We start from the raw sequence: 16173 nt of genomic DNA, 5'->3' as shown, positions 1-16173 counted from the left end.
AGATCACTAAATTGTTTCAAGCAATCTGATTTTATTACAAATCGATTTTGATGTTTTAGGTAAACGACTTTCTATAATCTGACATAGAATTTCTTGTACCTGATCATGTTCTATTAAAAAAGCATCGTGCCCATGGATGGAAGTGATCTCGTGATAATTAATATCTCGATCTCGCTTTAATAAATAGTACGTCTTTCTATCTTCATGGGCTATAAATAGTCCATCGCTATCTATTGCAACTAGCTCTATGGCTGTTTGAGAAGCTGCAATCGTAGGCGCTATCTGGTTATCTGTACTGGCTTGTGCACTAGATAATAATCTATTGAGCAGCCTATAGGCCGGTAAGGAAAACCTCTTTTTTAATTCTACTCCATGGTAGTCCAACCATTTTTGAACCTTAAAAGAATTTTCTTCCTTTACATTTCCAAATTTAGAATTTAAGCCTATTGGCGTTCTATAGAATGTCATCGCATGTTGTCTTGCTAGCTCTACTGGCTTTGTAGAAGTCGCGAGTATATTTTCTTGTATGTGGCAACATGCTATAATCCAGTCTGTCGCTTTCCAGTCTGCAGCGATAGGTACTATGGTACCGAATAATTCTGGTTGTTGCGCTAGCATTTCCCATAATATTGTACCACCTATACTACCACCTATTCCTAAATCTATAAAGGAAATGTTTAATATGTGTAACGCTTTCGCGAAAGCGGAACCCACATCATACAATGTCCAGTCCTGATAATTAAAAATTAAATGATCGATGTTACCGTCATAACCATTACCAGGTATGTCAAAGGCGATAATGGTAAATTGAGTCGTGTCTATGACTCTACCATCACCTACCAGCTCTTTCCACCAATGTATTACAGAAGAATTTCCTGTAAGTGCATGGTTAACCAGAATGATGGGCGCGGTATGTAAAGCACGCCCAAAAATCTGATAGGAAACACTAATATCTTGCACCTTTCCTGATCTTAATTGAAAATCAGGAAGCTCGATATATTTTAGCTTGTGAGCCATTTATGCAAGAACTTTTTTATCTATAGTAGCAAAGGCCTCTTCAAGATCTGCAGTTAAATCAGAGACATCTTCTAGACCTACAGAAAGTCTAATTAGATCTTTAGTCGCACCACTACTTATTTGCTCCTCATCACTTAACTGTTGGTGTGTTGTACTTGCAGGATGAATTATAAGGGATTTACTATCACCTATGTTTGCTAGCAATGAGAAAAGTTTTGTGTTATCCACTACTTTCTTAGCGCTTTCATAACCGCCTTTAAGACCGAATGTAACTACACCACTTTGACCTTTTGGCAAGTATTCTTTTGCCAGATCATGATAATTGCTAGTTTCTAGACCAGGATAATTAACCCATTCTACTTCTTCTCTATTTTGTAACCACTTAGCTAATTCTAGTGCATTCTTAGAGTGCTTTTCTATTCTAAGTGGTAATGTTTCTAGGCCTTGAATAATTTGCCATGCATTAAAAGGTGAGATAGCGCCACCTAGATCTCTTAAACCTTCTATACGTACTTTGGCAATAAAAGCTGCTGCTTCTAGTGCCTCGCTATAAACTAGACCGTGATAACCAGCACTAGGCTCTGTAAATTCTGGAAATTTACCATTAGTCCAGTCGAAGGTACCTGCGTCTACTATAATACCACCTAGAGCAGTACCATTACCGTTTATGTATTTAGTAAGCGAGTGAATCACAATGTTAGCTCCATGCTCAATAGGGTTGAGTAAATATGGGGTAGCTACCGTATTATCTACGATAAGCGGTACACGAGCCTCTCTAGATTGCGCGCTTATTTTTTTAAGATCTAGTACATCCAGTTTAGGATTTCCTAGCGATTCTACAAATATGGCACGAGTATTTTCTTGTACTGCATTAGTAAAAGCATCTTTATCATTAGGGTTCACAAACGTGGTTGTTATGCCTAAACGAGGCAAGGTCACAGAAAGCAAGTTATAAGTACCTCCATAAAGCGAGTTACTGGCAACAATGTGATCTCCTGCTCTCAATAAGGTAAGCAATGTTGTAGAAATAGCGCTAGTTCCAGAAGCCGTTGCAACGGCTGCTATTCCACCTTCTAGTGCTGCTAGACGTTGTTCTAGAACATCTACTGTAGGGTTATTAATTCTAGTGTAAATAAAACCTGGCTCTGCTAGTGAAAAAAGGTTTGCTGCATGATCACTGTTGTTAAAGACGTAACTAGTAGATTGATACAAAGGCACTGCTCTTGTACCACCGTTGTTTTTAAAATCATGACCTGCATGAAGTGCGTTTGTTGAAAATTTTTGAGACATAATTGTTTCTTTAAAAATTAAAAATTGAGTTATGCTCAAAACCAATTAGAAATATAGATTTGCTCTTTGAACTGAATCAAAAAGTAAAATCAAAAAAGAAACTTGTGGTAGTATAACCTACTATGTGTTTGATCATCTCGTCTCACAAAATTGTGAGCAGAATGTAGCACCTTCTCTATTTATTGTCGACATAAATAAAGGGTTGCTAAGGAGTCGATGGGTCTGTTCCCTCGTCCTTTCTTGATAATTTCAGTATGGTTATGAACGTGAGTGTAAAGATTCAGAAAACTATCTGTTAATTCCAAATTTTTAACAAATTATTATCCTATTGAACTAGTAGGGTAATGGATTTATATACTGTTTTTAGCTAGATATTTACCTCTAACAACCTGATCTATAGGAGTATTTAAAACCTTACTTTCTAACCAAGAAATAACATCTAAATATAAAAAGGCACGCCTCTCATAAGGGTGATTTTCATAATTTTTAAGTTTAAGAAGCAAATCCTGGAAGGCTTTTTTCAAATCATGAGGATAAATATCTTGTAAACCACGTATAAATTTGATCATTTCTTTTTGAACTTCATACAGATCGTTCATCTTAATTAAGAATTTATATACGCTTCTCAAATAGGTTTCAAGATGTTCATCTTGTCCTGCTTCATAATGAGCAATAAGACTTAAAATACGAGAAAAACACAATAAGTCTTCTCGCATGGTAAGTGTTTTATTATTGATAATTTTATCTAGGTAAAAAATAGTTTCTGAGTAATTTCCAGCTCCAAAATGCATACTAGCAAATTTGTAGTAAAACACCATTTGGTGATGCTCATCGAGACGGTCTTTAAATCCTAATAGGTCTTGTTCTACGTTTGATATTAATGGTAATCCATCTTTAAAACTACCGTCTATGAAGTACTGACTAATTTTATTGAGATTGATATATAAAAAACTGAGCGCTTCTAGATTCTCATTTTTAGGAAAACTCTTACCTATTAAAGTTTTCTCTAATTGATCTAAAGTAGATTGATATTTTTCTTTTTCTTTTAAGAAAAAAAGTGATTCTAGTAAATAGTGATTTCCTTTAATGAAAAACACAGGATTAAGAACTATCATCTTTTTATCCTGATAGAATAAATCGACCCATTTTGATGAATATTTATAACAATTCAAAAAGTCTTGCATTAAAAAACTATACCACAAATAGGCTTTATACAACCATAGTTTTTCTCTAAATCCTAATTCCTCAAACTCATAAGTAGGTAAATGATCGTGAAAATAAGCGGTTACCTTCTCACTTTCTTCTTTGTCCTTTACACAACCTGTTTTGATAAACTCGGTATACATTTGTAAAGAAAGGTTAGAAAGCTGGCTTGCTATTATATTAGAATTACTAAGTTCTCTAGCTTGAGTAGTAAGTTGCGCTGTACGAGTACTTATACTTCTAGTAATGTATTGTGATTCTATAATCTTTTCTAACTCTACTATTTCATAAGCGAGATTCTTCTCTTCGTGAGCAACCGCTAGTTCTTTTGCTTTGTCTAGTATTTTTAAGCTTTGTTTATATAATCCTTTATGGTATAATATAGATGCAAAATCTAATTGTTCTCTTATTTGAGACCTTATATTTTGATGGGCAGGATTTGTCTTAAGACTTATTAAAATTTGCTTGTAAAGATGTGTTTTTACATTAGCTAATTGTCTTTTTTGAATGTCAGTAGATTTTAAGATTTGCTTTTCATTGTAACTAGCAGCTTTATCTAGATGCATAAACAGATTCAAAAATTTTGAATCGGCATTTACATCTAGTCTCCCTACATATAATTTAAACTGACGCTTTTCTGACTTAGTTAATGACTTAACCAGTGTAAATAGTCCATCTTTTTGATCCTTTGTCATCAACTAATTTATTAACCTAACTAACTTTAATTCAATGTTTTAAACAACTAAAAAAATTGTTGAACATCGTAAAATATTCAATTAAACGATTAGTTAGAATAGTCCAAAATATAACTTAGTAATACAATAAAGAAATAATATCAGCTTTAAAATAAAAGCAAGTCCTGAAATCAATATTTTAATAGGGGTAATAATCTATTGATTTCATATAAATAAGTAGAGAAAATGAGATTAAATATAGCAGTTATACCCAAGAATGGAATCGGTCCAGAAATAACTACCCAATCGATCAAAGTATTAAAAGCTATTGCATTAGAATTTGATCATCAATTTCTAATCAAAATTGCAGACTTAAATAGTAAAAATTCTTCTTCAAATGAAGTCATTGATTTATGTAAAAGTAGTGATGCTATTTTAGCTAGTAATGATTCGTTTTTACAAAGTAACACGCTTAGTGCACAATTAAACGTATACGCAAGCTCCACCATTGTGAAGAGCTACCATTCTTTGACAGTAAATTCTCCTCTTAAGAAGGAAGTTATATCTGGAACAAACATTTTATTTTTTAACGAATTGAATTTAAGCAATCAGTTAAGTGAAAAACATGCTTCTAAGAATAACAACTATGCCTTTGACTCAAATGAAAATACTCGCCAAGAGATAGAACTTGTTGCAAAAAAAGCATTTAAAGCCGCGCAAACTAGAGGTAAAAAAGTAACACTTATAAATAAATCTAGTACATCACAAGTATCTGCTTTATGGAGTGAAGTAGCTGGCAATTTATCTTTACAGTATCCTGAAATAGAATTTAACATCACTAATTTAGAAAACGCTGTTACTCAACTCCTATTAACTCCTAACTTATTTGATGTCGTTTTAACAGAACGTATAATCAGTAATGTATTGATTCAACAGTCTAGTGTTTTGACTGGCTCCACCAGCTTACAATCCACTAGTTACATAGGGCACAAGCAATCTCTTTTTTTTCCAACAATTCATAATCATGTAGATGTTGCTGATTATAAGAACCCTAATCCATTAGCTTCTATACTTAGCGCTGCAATGTTATTAGAGCACTTTGGATTATACAGTGAATCAGAAATGATTAAAACTGCTGTAAATCGTTCTCTAGAACTTAACATTACTACTCCAGATTTAAACTCTACTTATAACAACATTACTACTAATAAAGTAGGAGACTTCATTGCAGATTTCATTATGAATCCGCATGATTCTAATGCAAACTTTAAAAATATACATTTAGGCCAAAGCACGATTATATAAAACAAAACAAAGAGGTGTAGAGAAATGCTATACCTCTTTGTCTTTAAGAATTAATCAGGAAATTTATTTCCTATTTGATCTAATCCTAGATTATGAATACTACCTAAATGTGTATGATGCTTTGATGTATCTGGAACATACGTTCCATTCTCAACCTGCTCACCTATCGTTTTATACGCTTCTCTAAAAGATGCTCCATCTACCACTAGGTTATTGATATTATCTACGGTAAATAGATAATGATATTTCTCATCGTTAAGATCGATTTCCTTTACTATAATTTTCTTTATAGAATAATTAAAGATTTCTAGAATGTCGTTTAATTCTATAAAAGAAGCAATCACATTCTCTTTAAGCAATTGAAAATCTCTGTGATAACCACTAGGTAAATTGTTTGTTATCAATAACATTTCTGTTTGTAAAGCTTGTATTTTATTACACTTACCACGTATCAATTCAAAGACATCTGGATTCTTTTTATGCGGCATGATGCTACTACCAGTCGTTAACTCATCAGGGAAACTTATAAACCCAAAATTCTGACTCATATACAAACAGATGTCCATCGCAAATCTAGAAAGTGTATTAGCCACGTTTGATAAAGAAGCAGCTATACTTCGCTCATTTTTACCTCTAGTGAGTTGTGCCGCAACTACATTATACTTTAACGCTGCAAAACCCATTTCTTGGGTAGTGAATTCTCTATCGATAGGAAAAGAACTTCCATAACCTGCAGCACTTCCTAACGGATTTTGATCTACAATACGCATCGTAGCGTCTAGAACATACACATCATCTACCAGCAACTCTGCATAAGAAGAGAACCACAAACCAAATGATGATGGCATCGCCACCTGTAAATGAGTGTAACCTGGCAACAATTGATCCTTATGTGACTCGGCTAAATCTAATAATGTATCAAACAATGTCTTTACACTAGTTCTCGTTTGCCCCAGTGCCTCTTTGTAATACAATTGTAACGCCACTAGAACTTGATCATTTCTAGATCTAGCCGTGTGAATCTTCTTCCCTACTTCTCCCAGTTGTAGAGTCAGTTCGTGTTCTATTTTAGAATGTACATCTTCAAACTGATCATCAATAATAAAAGTGCCTTCTTCTATTTGTAATGCAATCGCATCCAGTCCAAATTCTAATTGTTTTAACTCTTCGCTAGAAATGATATTAATCTTTGCAAGCATTCTAGCATGTGCGCGAGATGCTATTACATCATAAGGAGCTATATGTAGATCAATCTCGCGATCATTACCTACTGTAAATTGTTCCATTTTTTTATCTATTGCAATTCCTTTATCCCAAAGTTTCATAATTCTATCTTTAAAAAATACTCGTTAATAAATTGATGTATATATCGATGCCTTCTTCAATCTCTTCTAGATATATAAATTCATCTGCGCTGTGAGATCTCGTACTATCGCCAGGTCCTAATTTTAAAGAAGGACAACTTAAACACGCCTGATCTGATAAAGTAGGTGATCCATAAGTGGTTCTTCCCATCGCTATTCCTGCTTGCACCAACTCATGTTCTACAGGAATAGAAGAAGAATTTAATCGCAAACCTCGTGCAATAATTTCATCACAAGGCGACTGTTCTTTCAGCATTTCCGCGATCTCTTGATTGCTGTATTTATCATTGACTCTTACATCAATGACCAGTTCTACTTCTGACGGCACAGCATTATGTTGCACGCCAGCTTTAATTTGCGTTACCGTCATTTTTACATCACCTAATGCCTCAGATGATTTGTCAAACTTAAAATCTTGAAACCATTTTAAAACTTCTATAGAATTGTAAATCGCATTATTATCATTAGGGTGAGCCGCGTGTCCTGGCGTCCCTTTTATTTTAGCATCAAAAACGACCAATCCTTTTTCAGCGACTGCTAGATTCATTAAAGTAGGCTCGCCCACAATAGCAACATCTATATGTGGTATGATATCTAGCATACTATTTAAACCATTTGGACCGCTACTTTCCTCTTCGGCGCTAGCGACTATGACTAAGTTATATTTTAAATCTTTTTGGTTATAAAAATGAGTAAACGTAGCGATTAAAGAAACCAGACAACCACCTGCGTCATTACTGCCTAGACCGTATAATTTACCATCTTCAACTATTGCTTTAAAAGGGTCTTTTGTGTAGGCTTTATTGGGTTGTACCGTATCGTGATGTGAGTTCAACAATAACGTAGGTTTCCCTTTTTCAAAATATTTGTTAGTCGCCCATATATTATGATGGTCTCTTTTAAATGGAATCTCATGATTATTAAACCATGATTCTATCAATAGAGCAGTCCCTTCTTCTTCACTAGAAAACGATTGTGTTTCAATCATTTTTTTCAACAACTCTAGAGCCTCTTTTTTTAAATCTTGATGTTTCATTAGTTCGATATTGTAGTGAATAAACTGTTTGAATTTTGAAGCATTTCTGGTAATCCTACACATACTTTTCGCACGCCATTTTGGATAGCGTGAAAACAATTTTGCATTTTAGGCAGCATTCCGTCGGCAATAACTCCTTGAGATTTTAAATCTTGATAATTTTCTAAATTGATATTCTTGATTACAGTATTCTCATCTGTGATGTTCTGCAAAACTCCTTTTTTTTCAAAACAGTAATATAGTTCTGTTTCATAGTTTTTGGCTAGTGCAATAGCGAGTTCAGCCGCAAGAGTATCTGCATTTGTATTTAATAATTGACCATGTCCGTCGTGCGTTATGGCGCAAAATACTGGAGTACGCTTTCGCGAAAGCAAAACCTCAACAATCTCTGTATCTACTTTTACAACATCTCCTACATAACCGAAATCTACCTCTTCTACATCTCGTTTTTTAGACAAAATAGTATTCCCATCAGCTCCTGTAAATCCTATAGCATTGCACTGCTTAGCTTGTAACTTTGCTACAATGGTTTTATTTACTTTACCAGCATAAACCATAGTAGCAATGTCTAGTGTTTCTGAATCTGTGATGCGGCGACCATCGATCATTTTTACTTTAAGATTCATTTTTTGAGCTAATTCTGTAGCTACTTTTCCACCTCCATGAATAAGAACTTTCAGCCCTTTTATCGCAGTAAATGTGGTTAAGAAATCATCTAGTGCTTGCTGGTCATTGATAATGTGCCCACCTATTTTTATAACTTTAAGCTGTTCCATTATTCTATGTTTTCTAAAATATTTTTTAAAACCACTTGAGCTGCATAGGTTCTATTATTAGCCTGGTGGATGACGATAGAATTCTCACTATCTAGCACAGCATCTTCTACCACAACATTTCTTCTTACAGGAAGACAGTGCATAAATTTTGCTTCACCTAATTTTCCCTGAGTCATCATCCAACTCGAGTCTTGACTTAAAATCTTACCATAATCAGTATAACTGCTCCAGTTTTTCACATAGACAAAGTCGGCTTCTTTCAAAGCCTTTTCCTGATCATAAATCACCGGTGTATCTTTTACAACCGCATCAGATAATTCATATCCCTGCGGATGTGTAATCGTAAGATCTACGTTAGCCATTTGCATCACTTCAATAAATGAGTTTGCAACCGCTTGTGGCAATGCTTTAGGATGTGGCGCCCAAGAAATAACGACTTTGGGTTTTTTCTTGGTTTTCAATTCTTCCAGAGTAATAACATCTGCAAGAGCTTGTAAAGGATGAGCTGTTGCACTTTCCATATTTACAACAGGTACTGATGCATATTTTATTAAACTATTCAGGACTACTTCTTGAGCATCCTTTTCTTTATCCACTAAAGAAGGAAAAGCTCTTACCGCAATCACATCTGCATATTGAGAGATGACCTGAGCAGCTTCTTTTACATGTTCAGAAGTGTCTGCATTCATCACCGTTCCATCATCAAATTCTAGTTTCCAAGAATCATTCACATTTAATATTTGCACTTCTAACCCTAGATTCTTTGCTGCCTTTTCTGTGCTTAATCGCGTTCTTAAACTCGCATTAAAAAACAACATTACTAGAGTTTTATTCTTACCTAGATGTTGAAAATTATATGGTGTTTGTTTTATTGCAATTGCCTCATCTACTAGTTGAGCAAGGTCTTTTATATCTTTAAGTTCAGTGTATTTTTTCATAATTCAGCTTTTAAAGCGTCAAAGAATAAATCGATATGAGATTCTTTAATCGTTAATGGCGGCAAGATTCTTATCACGTTAGGATTCTTTGCACTACCAGTAAAAATGTGATGATTAAACAGAATGTTCTTTCTTATTGTCGCAATAGGAAAATCAAATTCCAGTCCTAACATTAATCCGCGTCCTTTTACATTTTTAACCTGCGGCAATTCTTTAGCTCTTTTTAAAAAGTGAGCAGATACTGCTTTTGCACTATCCATTAATTGCTCCTTTTCTATAACATCTAGCACCGTAGAAACTGCGGTACATGCTAGATGATTACCGCCAAAAGTCGTACCCAGCAATCCATAAGAAGCCTTAATTTGTGGATGAATCAAAATACCACCTACAGGAAACCCATTTCCCATACCTTTTGCCATTGAAATAATATCTGGTTCTAGTCCATGTTTTTGAAATGCAAAAAAGTCACCGGTTCTACCAAAACCAGATTGCACCTCATCTGCAATAAAAGAAGTATTGTACTGACGACATAAAGCTTGTAAACCTTGATAAAACAGAGTAGTATCTTCATCTAGACCACCTACTCCTTGAATACATTCTACAATTACCGCGCAAACATTATTCTTATCTAGTGCTTTTTCTACAGCTTCCAGATCTCCTAATTCAATAATTTCTACTTCTTGTTGTGCATTTAATGGTGCGATAATTTTTGCATTATCTGTAGCCGCCACCGCTGCAGATGTACGACCATGAAAACCATTTTTAAAAGCGATTACTTTATGCTTTCCATTATGAAAAGAAGCTAGTTTTAATGCGTTTTCATTTGCCTCTGCGCCAGAATTACACATGAATAGTTGGTAGTCTTTACAACCAGAAAAGTCAACTAATTTATGAGCAAGCGCTTCTTGCAATGGGTTTTGAACCGCATTACTGTAAAAGCCTATTTCAGAAACCTGTTCACTTATATTATTTACATATTCTGGATGAGAATGACCTATAGAAATAACAGCATGACCACCATATAAATCTAGATACTCGACATCATTATGATCATAAACATAAACATCTTGTGCACGCACTGGCGTCACATCAAAAAGTGGATAAACATCAAATAAACTCATATCTGTTTTTCTTTAATCGTATTAATTTTTTGAAAAGAAGCTATCATTCCTTGAATAAGCGAACTGCTCAATCCTTTATGTTCCATCTCGTTTAAACCTTCTATGGTGCAACCTTTGGGCGTGGTAACTTTATCGATCTCTTGTTCTGGGTGATTGCCTGTTGTTATCAATAGACTTGCAGCACCTTCGGCAGTATGCATTGCTAATAATTGTGCCTCGCTAGCGTCAAAACCTAACTGAATCGCGGCTTGTGTACTCGCTCTTATTAATCGCATCCAGAAAGCTATTCCACTAGCACATACCACGGTTGCAGCTTGCATTTGTGTTTCTGGAATAACTAGTGTGGTTCCCAAACGATTAAAAATAGCCTGAGCTACTTTTATTCTACGAGTCCCTTTTTCATTATGACACAGACAGGTCATCGATTTACCAACCGCGATCGCTGTATTGGGCATTGCTCTAATCACATGCTGATCTGAACCTACAATTGCCTCTATTTTATCAACGGTAAAACCAGTTATCGTCGATATCAACACATGGTTCTCATTAAATAAATCTTTAGTTGTTTCTAGAATATCAGTAAAATGTGCTGGCTGTACCGCAAAAATGATAATGTCAGATTTCTTGATTGCTTCTTCATTATCTGCAGTTAAAAACACGCCAGAATAATCTTGAAAAAACTCTAGATCTTCTAGATTTCTTTTAGTTAAATACAATGTGGTGATTGCATTATTATGAATCAATCCCTTTGCGATGGAGCGGCCTAAATTACCAGTTCCTATAATGGCTATTTTCATGATTTTGAGTTTAAAAAAAGTTGGCTTTAAGTTGTAAACCTTGATCTTCTAGAAAACCGAACATCAAATTCATATTCTGTACTGCCTGTCCAGACGCTCCTTTCAATAAGTTATCGATGACACTCGTTATCAATAAAATGTCATTATGCTTATGTAGATGAATAAGACACTTATTAGTATTAACTACTTGCTTTAAATGCACTTCTTTATCGGACACAAATACAAATGGCGAGTCTTTATAGTAGTCCTTATAAAGGTCTTTTATTTTTTCTAGTGATAGGTCTATTTTAGTATAAGCTGTCGCAAAAATTCCTCTACTGAAATCACCACGATTAGGCACAAATAACACATTAGAATTAAAATCTTGTTGTGACTGTTTTAAAGTCTGATTTATTTCTCCTAGATGCTGATGTGTAAAAGCCTTATAGTGTGAGAAATTATTATCTCTCCAGGTGAAATGTGTCGTAGGTGACAGACTTGTGCCTGCACCAGTTGCACCAGTAACCGCATTTACATGCACATCTTCTTTTATCAATTGTTGTGCTGCTAGTGGTAAAATGGCAAGTTGTATCGCTGTTGCAAAACATCCTGGATTTGCCACATGAGTAGCTTTTTTAATCTCTTCTTTTTGATACTCGCACAGTCCATATGTGAACTCGCTTTCGCGAAAGCGTGCATATTCTATCAATCTAAAATCATTACTTAAATCGATAATTTTTGTATTCGTTGAAAATTGATGTTTCACTAAAAAAGATTTTGAATTGCCATGACCTAGACATAAAAACAAAACATCTACATTGTTATTTAACTGGCTTGTAAACACCAAATCTGTAGTACCTAAAAGGTCTTGATGCACATCACTCACCGCATTGCCAGCGTTTGAAGTCGAGTATATAAAATCTATAACTACCTCATCATGGTGAATTAAAAGTCTTATTAATTCTCCTGCTGTGTAACCTGCACCACCTATTATTCCTGCTTTAATCATGATTCTTGATGTATCTGGTTATAAATCTTATTGCTGTTTCCTATGATCTTGATAAAACCTTTGGCCTCACTTGCTGTCCATGCTTTATTCTCCTCTCCATAAGTACCGAATTTTGCATTCATTAAATCGTTTGCCGATTCTATACCGTCCAGAGTAAAGTGATAAGGTTGTAAAGTGACATAAACATCTCCAGTAACTTTGACCTGACTACTTTCTAAGAAAGCCTCCATGTCACGCATTACAGGATCGAGGTACTGACCTTCATGCAGGTGCATACCGTAAAAACTAGACAGATAATCTTTGTGCTGTAACTGCCATTTAGTAAGTGTGTGTTTTTCTAATAAATGGTGTGCTTTTATAGTAATCAACGCTGCTGCCGCTTCAAAACCTACTCTACCTTTCATACCTACTATGGTATCGCCTACATGTATATCTCTACCTATAGCATATGAAGAAGCAAGATCATTGAGCTCTTGTATAGCCAGTTCTGAAGATTGCTCTTTCCCATTTACAGCAATTAACTCTCCTTTTTTAAAGGTCAGTTTTACTTGTTCCTTTCCTTCTTTTTGAAGTTGTGATGGATAAGCTTCTTCTGGTAATGCTTTGAGCGAAGTCAGAGTTTCTGCTCCACCGACACTAGTTCCCCACAGTCCTTTATTGACAGAATATTGAGACTTTTCCCAAGACATGGCTATTCCGTTTTCTATGAGATAATCTATCTCTTGTTTACGAGATAGTTTACCATCTCTTATAGGTGTAATAATTTCTATATGTGGTGCTAGAGTTTGAAAAATCATATCAAAACGCACTTGATCATTTCCGGCGCCAGTACTTCCATGAGCGATAAATTGTGCGTCTATGGTTTTTGCATATTCTATAATCTCAATGGCTTGCACAATACGCTCTGCACTTACCGATAGTGGATACGTATTGTTCTTCAACACGTTTCCATAAATCAAATACTTAACGACTTTATCATAAAAAGTACTGACAGCGTCTATGGCTTTAAAAGTGCTCACGCCCATTTTATAAGCATTAGATTCTATAGTTTTAAGGTCTTCTTGAGTAAAACCACCTGTGTTCACACACACAGCATGCACTTCATAACCTAGATCTTGTGAAAGATATACGGCGCAATATGAGGTATCCAGTCCGCCACTATAGGCTATTACTAATTTTTTATTATTGTTCATTTTGATCTTTTTTGAGAATAAGCGTTTGCTTAATTTGTTTTAATCTGTTGAAAACAGACTTTTTAATAGGTTTCTTTTCTTCGGTTGTTTTCTTAGAAGGATCATAGATCATTCCTGTACACAAACACATTTTTTGTTCTGTGCGTTGTAAGATGTCATAGTTCTTACAGGTCTGGCAACCGTTCCAGAATTGCTGGTCGTCTGTTAATTCAGAAAAAGTAACAGGCTTATAACCTAAATCACTATTCATTTTCATAACAGCAAGTCCAGTGGTGATACTGAATATCTTTGCATCAGGAAACTTTTCTTTTGATAGTAAAAAGATGCGTTCTTTAATTTGTTTGGCCAGTCCTAGATTTCTATAATCTGGATGTACAATAAGGCCTGAGTTTGCGACAAACTTGCCGTGTCCCCATTTCTCTATGTAACAAAAGCCTGCAAATTTCCCGTTATCCAGTGCGATAACCGCGTTGCCATTTTCCATTTTGGTAGTGACATATTCTGGTGTACGTTTTGCGATTCCTGTACCGCGCACTTTGGCAGCGTCGGCTATGGTATCACAAATGATTTGCGCATATTTTGAATGCGATTTATGAGCAATGACAATTTCCATTGTGATTGATTTTATAAATTAAAAAGTGTAAAGTGTAGTTGTGAAAAGAAGAACCGGACGCACCTAAATTCCCAAAAAGAAAGACCCCTTACGGGCGTCGGCGTCGTAAAGTAGGACGCACAGAAAAACCGTTCCTAGAAGGAGCAGTTAGAAAAGCAGTAAATGTTAATGGAAGTGAATTCAATGTAAAAAAAATAAAAATTATATCTAAATGCTAAGTGAGATTAAGCACAGCGGCGTCGCAACGTAAAGCGCACCGGTAAGGATATATTTTTATTTCTAGATAAATTCATGCGGTAAATGTAAGTATTTATTTGGACTAGTCATCAATAACCTACACAAACTTCTAAAATTTAGTGTTTTGATAATAATCTGTTATAAGAATTATTAAATACAAACTATAAGTAAACATATATCACGAACTCTTAAAAGGAAACAAATAACAATTTACTATTAAATCGATAAGTGTGTAGATCACACTAGAAACTCAAAAAGTGTAGGATTGTCATTTATATAATCTCCATAAAAATTAAGTGACTTCATACGTTGTACTAGAGAATCAAAATCTGATGTGTTTTTCAATTCTATTCCCACTACCGCAGATCCGTTTATTCTATTTGTTTTCTTAGTGTATTCAAAATGAGTAATATCGTCATTAGGTCCTATAACCTTCTCTACAAATTCTTTCAGCGCACCTGCTCGTTGCGGAAACCTAACTATAAAGTAATGTTTTAGTTGCGACTCTAATAAGGCGCGTTCTTTAATCTCTGCTGTTCTAGTAATATCATTGTTACTACCACTTATGACACATACCACATTCTTTCCCTTTATCTTTTCTCTAATAGTTTCTAATGCTGTAATAGACATGGCTCCTGCAGGTTCTACCACTATCGCCTGACTATTATATAAATCTAGAATAGTCTGACATATGGCACCTTCACTTACATTAATAGTTTCTGTAAGATTCTGTTTACATATTTCAAAATTGCGTTCTCCTACTCTTTTAACAGCAGCACCATCTACAAAACTATCTATCTTATCAAGTGTCGTATTTTCTCTATTAAAAATAGAAGTCGCCATAGAGGTAGCTCCTTTAGGCTCTACTCCTATAATTTTAGTATGAGGAGATAAGTACTTTAACACACTAGAAACACCAGCGCTTAAACCGCCACCACCTACAGGCATGATTACATAATCTATAGGGACTTTAGACTGTTCCATAATCTCTAGTCCTACAGTAGCCTGACCTTCTATCACCTTTTCATCATCAAAAGGATGGATAAATGTTTTCCCTAGTTTTTTATTCTCCTCCATAGCAGCATAGTAAGAGTCATCATAGGTATCACCATGCATGACTATAGTTACGTACGTACCACCGAACATTTTTACCTGTTGGATTTTTTGTACTGGTGTAGGTGTAGGCATGTAAATCGTACCATGTATCTTGAGTAACTTACAAGACATCGCAACTCCTTGGGCATGGTTACCTGCGCTGGCACAAACTATTCCGTTTGATAAATCTTCTTTACTCAACGTAGAGATCTTATTATATGCACCACGTATTTTATAAGAACGCACGGGCTGCAAGTCTTCTCTCTTAAAATAGATAGAACTTTGATACCTGTCAGAGTAAAGTGCATTTAACTCTAGAGGTGTTAAACAGGCCACCTCGCGTAAACGATTTGCGGCCTGTTTTACATCTTCTAATCTTGGATAATAAGTCACTGTTTTCATATCTTTTATGGTCCAGCCGTCGCATAACAGCTTTGCTTTTCATTAAAGAGAAGTCCTATAGACTCACACTTTAATCTTTTTTCACTTAGTAATGATTCTCGACTGCGTACTATATAGACAGAAT

14 protein-coding genes and 1 riboswitch are annotated in these 16173 nt (G+C 35.0%); of the genes, 1 reads left to right on the top strand and 13 read right to left on the bottom strand.

The features are described 5' to 3' along the window. Positions 1-6 precede the first annotated feature (6 nt). The 3 genes from ACJJVJ_RS12325 to ACJJVJ_RS12315 all read right to left on the bottom strand — a co-directional run bounded on the left by ACJJVJ_RS12325 (position 7) and on the right by ACJJVJ_RS12315 (position 4205). Entirely contained in the window at positions 7-1017 is a 1011-nt protein-coding gene (locus tag ACJJVJ_RS12325) for an alpha/beta fold hydrolase (RefSeq protein ID WP_405370617.1), read from the bottom strand. Then, positions 1018-2310 carry an O-acetylhomoserine aminocarboxypropyltransferase/cysteine synthase family protein gene (locus tag ACJJVJ_RS12320; RefSeq protein WP_405371259.1) on the bottom strand — a complete coding sequence of 431 codons (1293 nt, stop codon included), beginning with the start codon at positions 2308-2310 and terminating at the stop codon, positions 1018-1020. It abuts the gene before it with no gap. A 126-nt stretch (positions 2311-2436) separates the two neighbouring features. Further along, positions 2437-2557, bottom strand: a riboswitch (SAM riboswitch). A gap of 100 nt (positions 2558-2657) precedes the next feature. Then, a complete protein-coding gene (locus ACJJVJ_RS12315) occupies positions 2658-4205 on the bottom strand; it encodes a hypothetical protein (protein WP_104513826.1) in 1548 nt (515 codons plus the stop codon). Positions 4206-4430: 225 nt separating this feature from the next. Here ACJJVJ_RS12315 and ACJJVJ_RS12310 point away from each other — a divergent pair, with 225 nt between their 5' ends. Further along, complete coding sequence (locus ACJJVJ_RS12310; protein ID WP_405370615.1) at positions 4431-5489, top strand: isocitrate/isopropylmalate family dehydrogenase; 1059 nt, start codon at positions 4431-4433, stop codon at positions 5487-5489. 50 nt (positions 5490-5539) lie between these two features. Here ACJJVJ_RS12310 and argH read toward each other — a convergent pair whose 3' ends face one another. The 10 genes from argH to ilvA form a co-directional block, all read right to left on the bottom strand. After that, the gene (argH, locus tag ACJJVJ_RS12305; protein ID WP_405370613.1) at positions 5540-6814 is read right to left on the bottom strand and encodes an argininosuccinate lyase; all 1275 of its coding nucleotides are present in this window, start codon (positions 6812-6814) and stop codon (positions 5540-5542) included. A 10-nt stretch (positions 6815-6824) separates the two neighbouring features. Beyond that, positions 6825-7889: a M20 family metallo-hydrolase gene (locus tag ACJJVJ_RS12300; protein ID WP_405370612.1), complete on the bottom strand. Its 1065-nt coding sequence runs from the start codon at positions 7887-7889 to the stop codon at positions 6825-6827. Continuing rightward, positions 7889-8665 (bottom strand): acetylglutamate kinase, encoded by a 777-nt coding sequence (gene argB / locus ACJJVJ_RS12295; protein WP_405370610.1) that lies wholly within the window; start codon positions 8663-8665, stop codon positions 7889-7891. Before argB ends, ACJJVJ_RS12300 begins: the two co-directional genes overlap by 1 nt. Next, entirely contained in the window at positions 8665-9603 is a 939-nt protein-coding gene (locus tag ACJJVJ_RS12290; RefSeq protein ID WP_405370608.1) for an N-acetylornithine carbamoyltransferase, read from the bottom strand. The genes argB and ACJJVJ_RS12290 overlap by 1 nt, the downstream gene beginning before the upstream one ends. Continuing rightward, the gene (locus tag ACJJVJ_RS12285; RefSeq protein WP_405370607.1) at positions 9600-10724 is read right to left on the bottom strand and encodes an aspartate aminotransferase family protein; all 1125 of its coding nucleotides are present in this window, start codon (positions 10722-10724) and stop codon (positions 9600-9602) included. Before ACJJVJ_RS12285 ends, ACJJVJ_RS12290 begins: the two co-directional genes overlap by 4 nt. Further along, positions 10721-11521 carry a pyrroline-5-carboxylate reductase gene (gene proC, locus ACJJVJ_RS12280; RefSeq protein ID WP_042247998.1) on the bottom strand — a complete coding sequence of 267 codons (801 nt, stop codon included), beginning with the start codon at positions 11519-11521 and terminating at the stop codon, positions 10721-10723. The genes ACJJVJ_RS12285 and proC overlap by 4 nt, the downstream gene beginning before the upstream one ends. Positions 11522-11531: 10 nt before the next feature. Further along, positions 11532-12509 carry an N-acetyl-gamma-glutamyl-phosphate reductase gene (argC, locus tag ACJJVJ_RS12275; protein ID WP_405370605.1) on the bottom strand — a complete coding sequence of 326 codons (978 nt, stop codon included), beginning with the start codon at positions 12507-12509 and terminating at the stop codon, positions 11532-11534. Then, a complete protein-coding gene (locus tag ACJJVJ_RS12270; RefSeq protein ID WP_405370603.1) occupies positions 12506-13702 on the bottom strand; it encodes an argininosuccinate synthase in 1197 nt (398 codons plus the stop codon). Before ACJJVJ_RS12270 ends, argC begins: the two co-directional genes overlap by 4 nt. Beyond that, positions 13692-14315, bottom strand: coding sequence for a GNAT family N-acetyltransferase (locus ACJJVJ_RS12265; RefSeq protein ID WP_036580426.1), 624 nt, complete (start codon positions 14313-14315; stop codon positions 13692-13694). The genes ACJJVJ_RS12270 and ACJJVJ_RS12265 overlap by 11 nt, the downstream gene beginning before the upstream one ends. 474 nt (positions 14316-14789) lie before the next feature. Then, the gene (ilvA, locus tag ACJJVJ_RS12260) at positions 14790-16049 is read right to left on the bottom strand and encodes a threonine ammonia-lyase IlvA (RefSeq protein ID WP_405370601.1); all 1260 of its coding nucleotides are present in this window, start codon (positions 16047-16049) and stop codon (positions 14790-14792) included. Positions 16050-16173 lie beyond the last annotated feature (124 nt).

The sequence above is a fragment of the Nonlabens sp. Asnod2-A12 genome, from assembly GCF_045063745.1.
In the GTDB taxonomy this organism is placed as follows: Bacteria; Bacteroidota; Bacteroidia; order Flavobacteriales; family Flavobacteriaceae; genus Nonlabens; species Nonlabens xylanidelens.
This window is presented reverse-complemented; position numbering and strand designations above follow the sequence as displayed.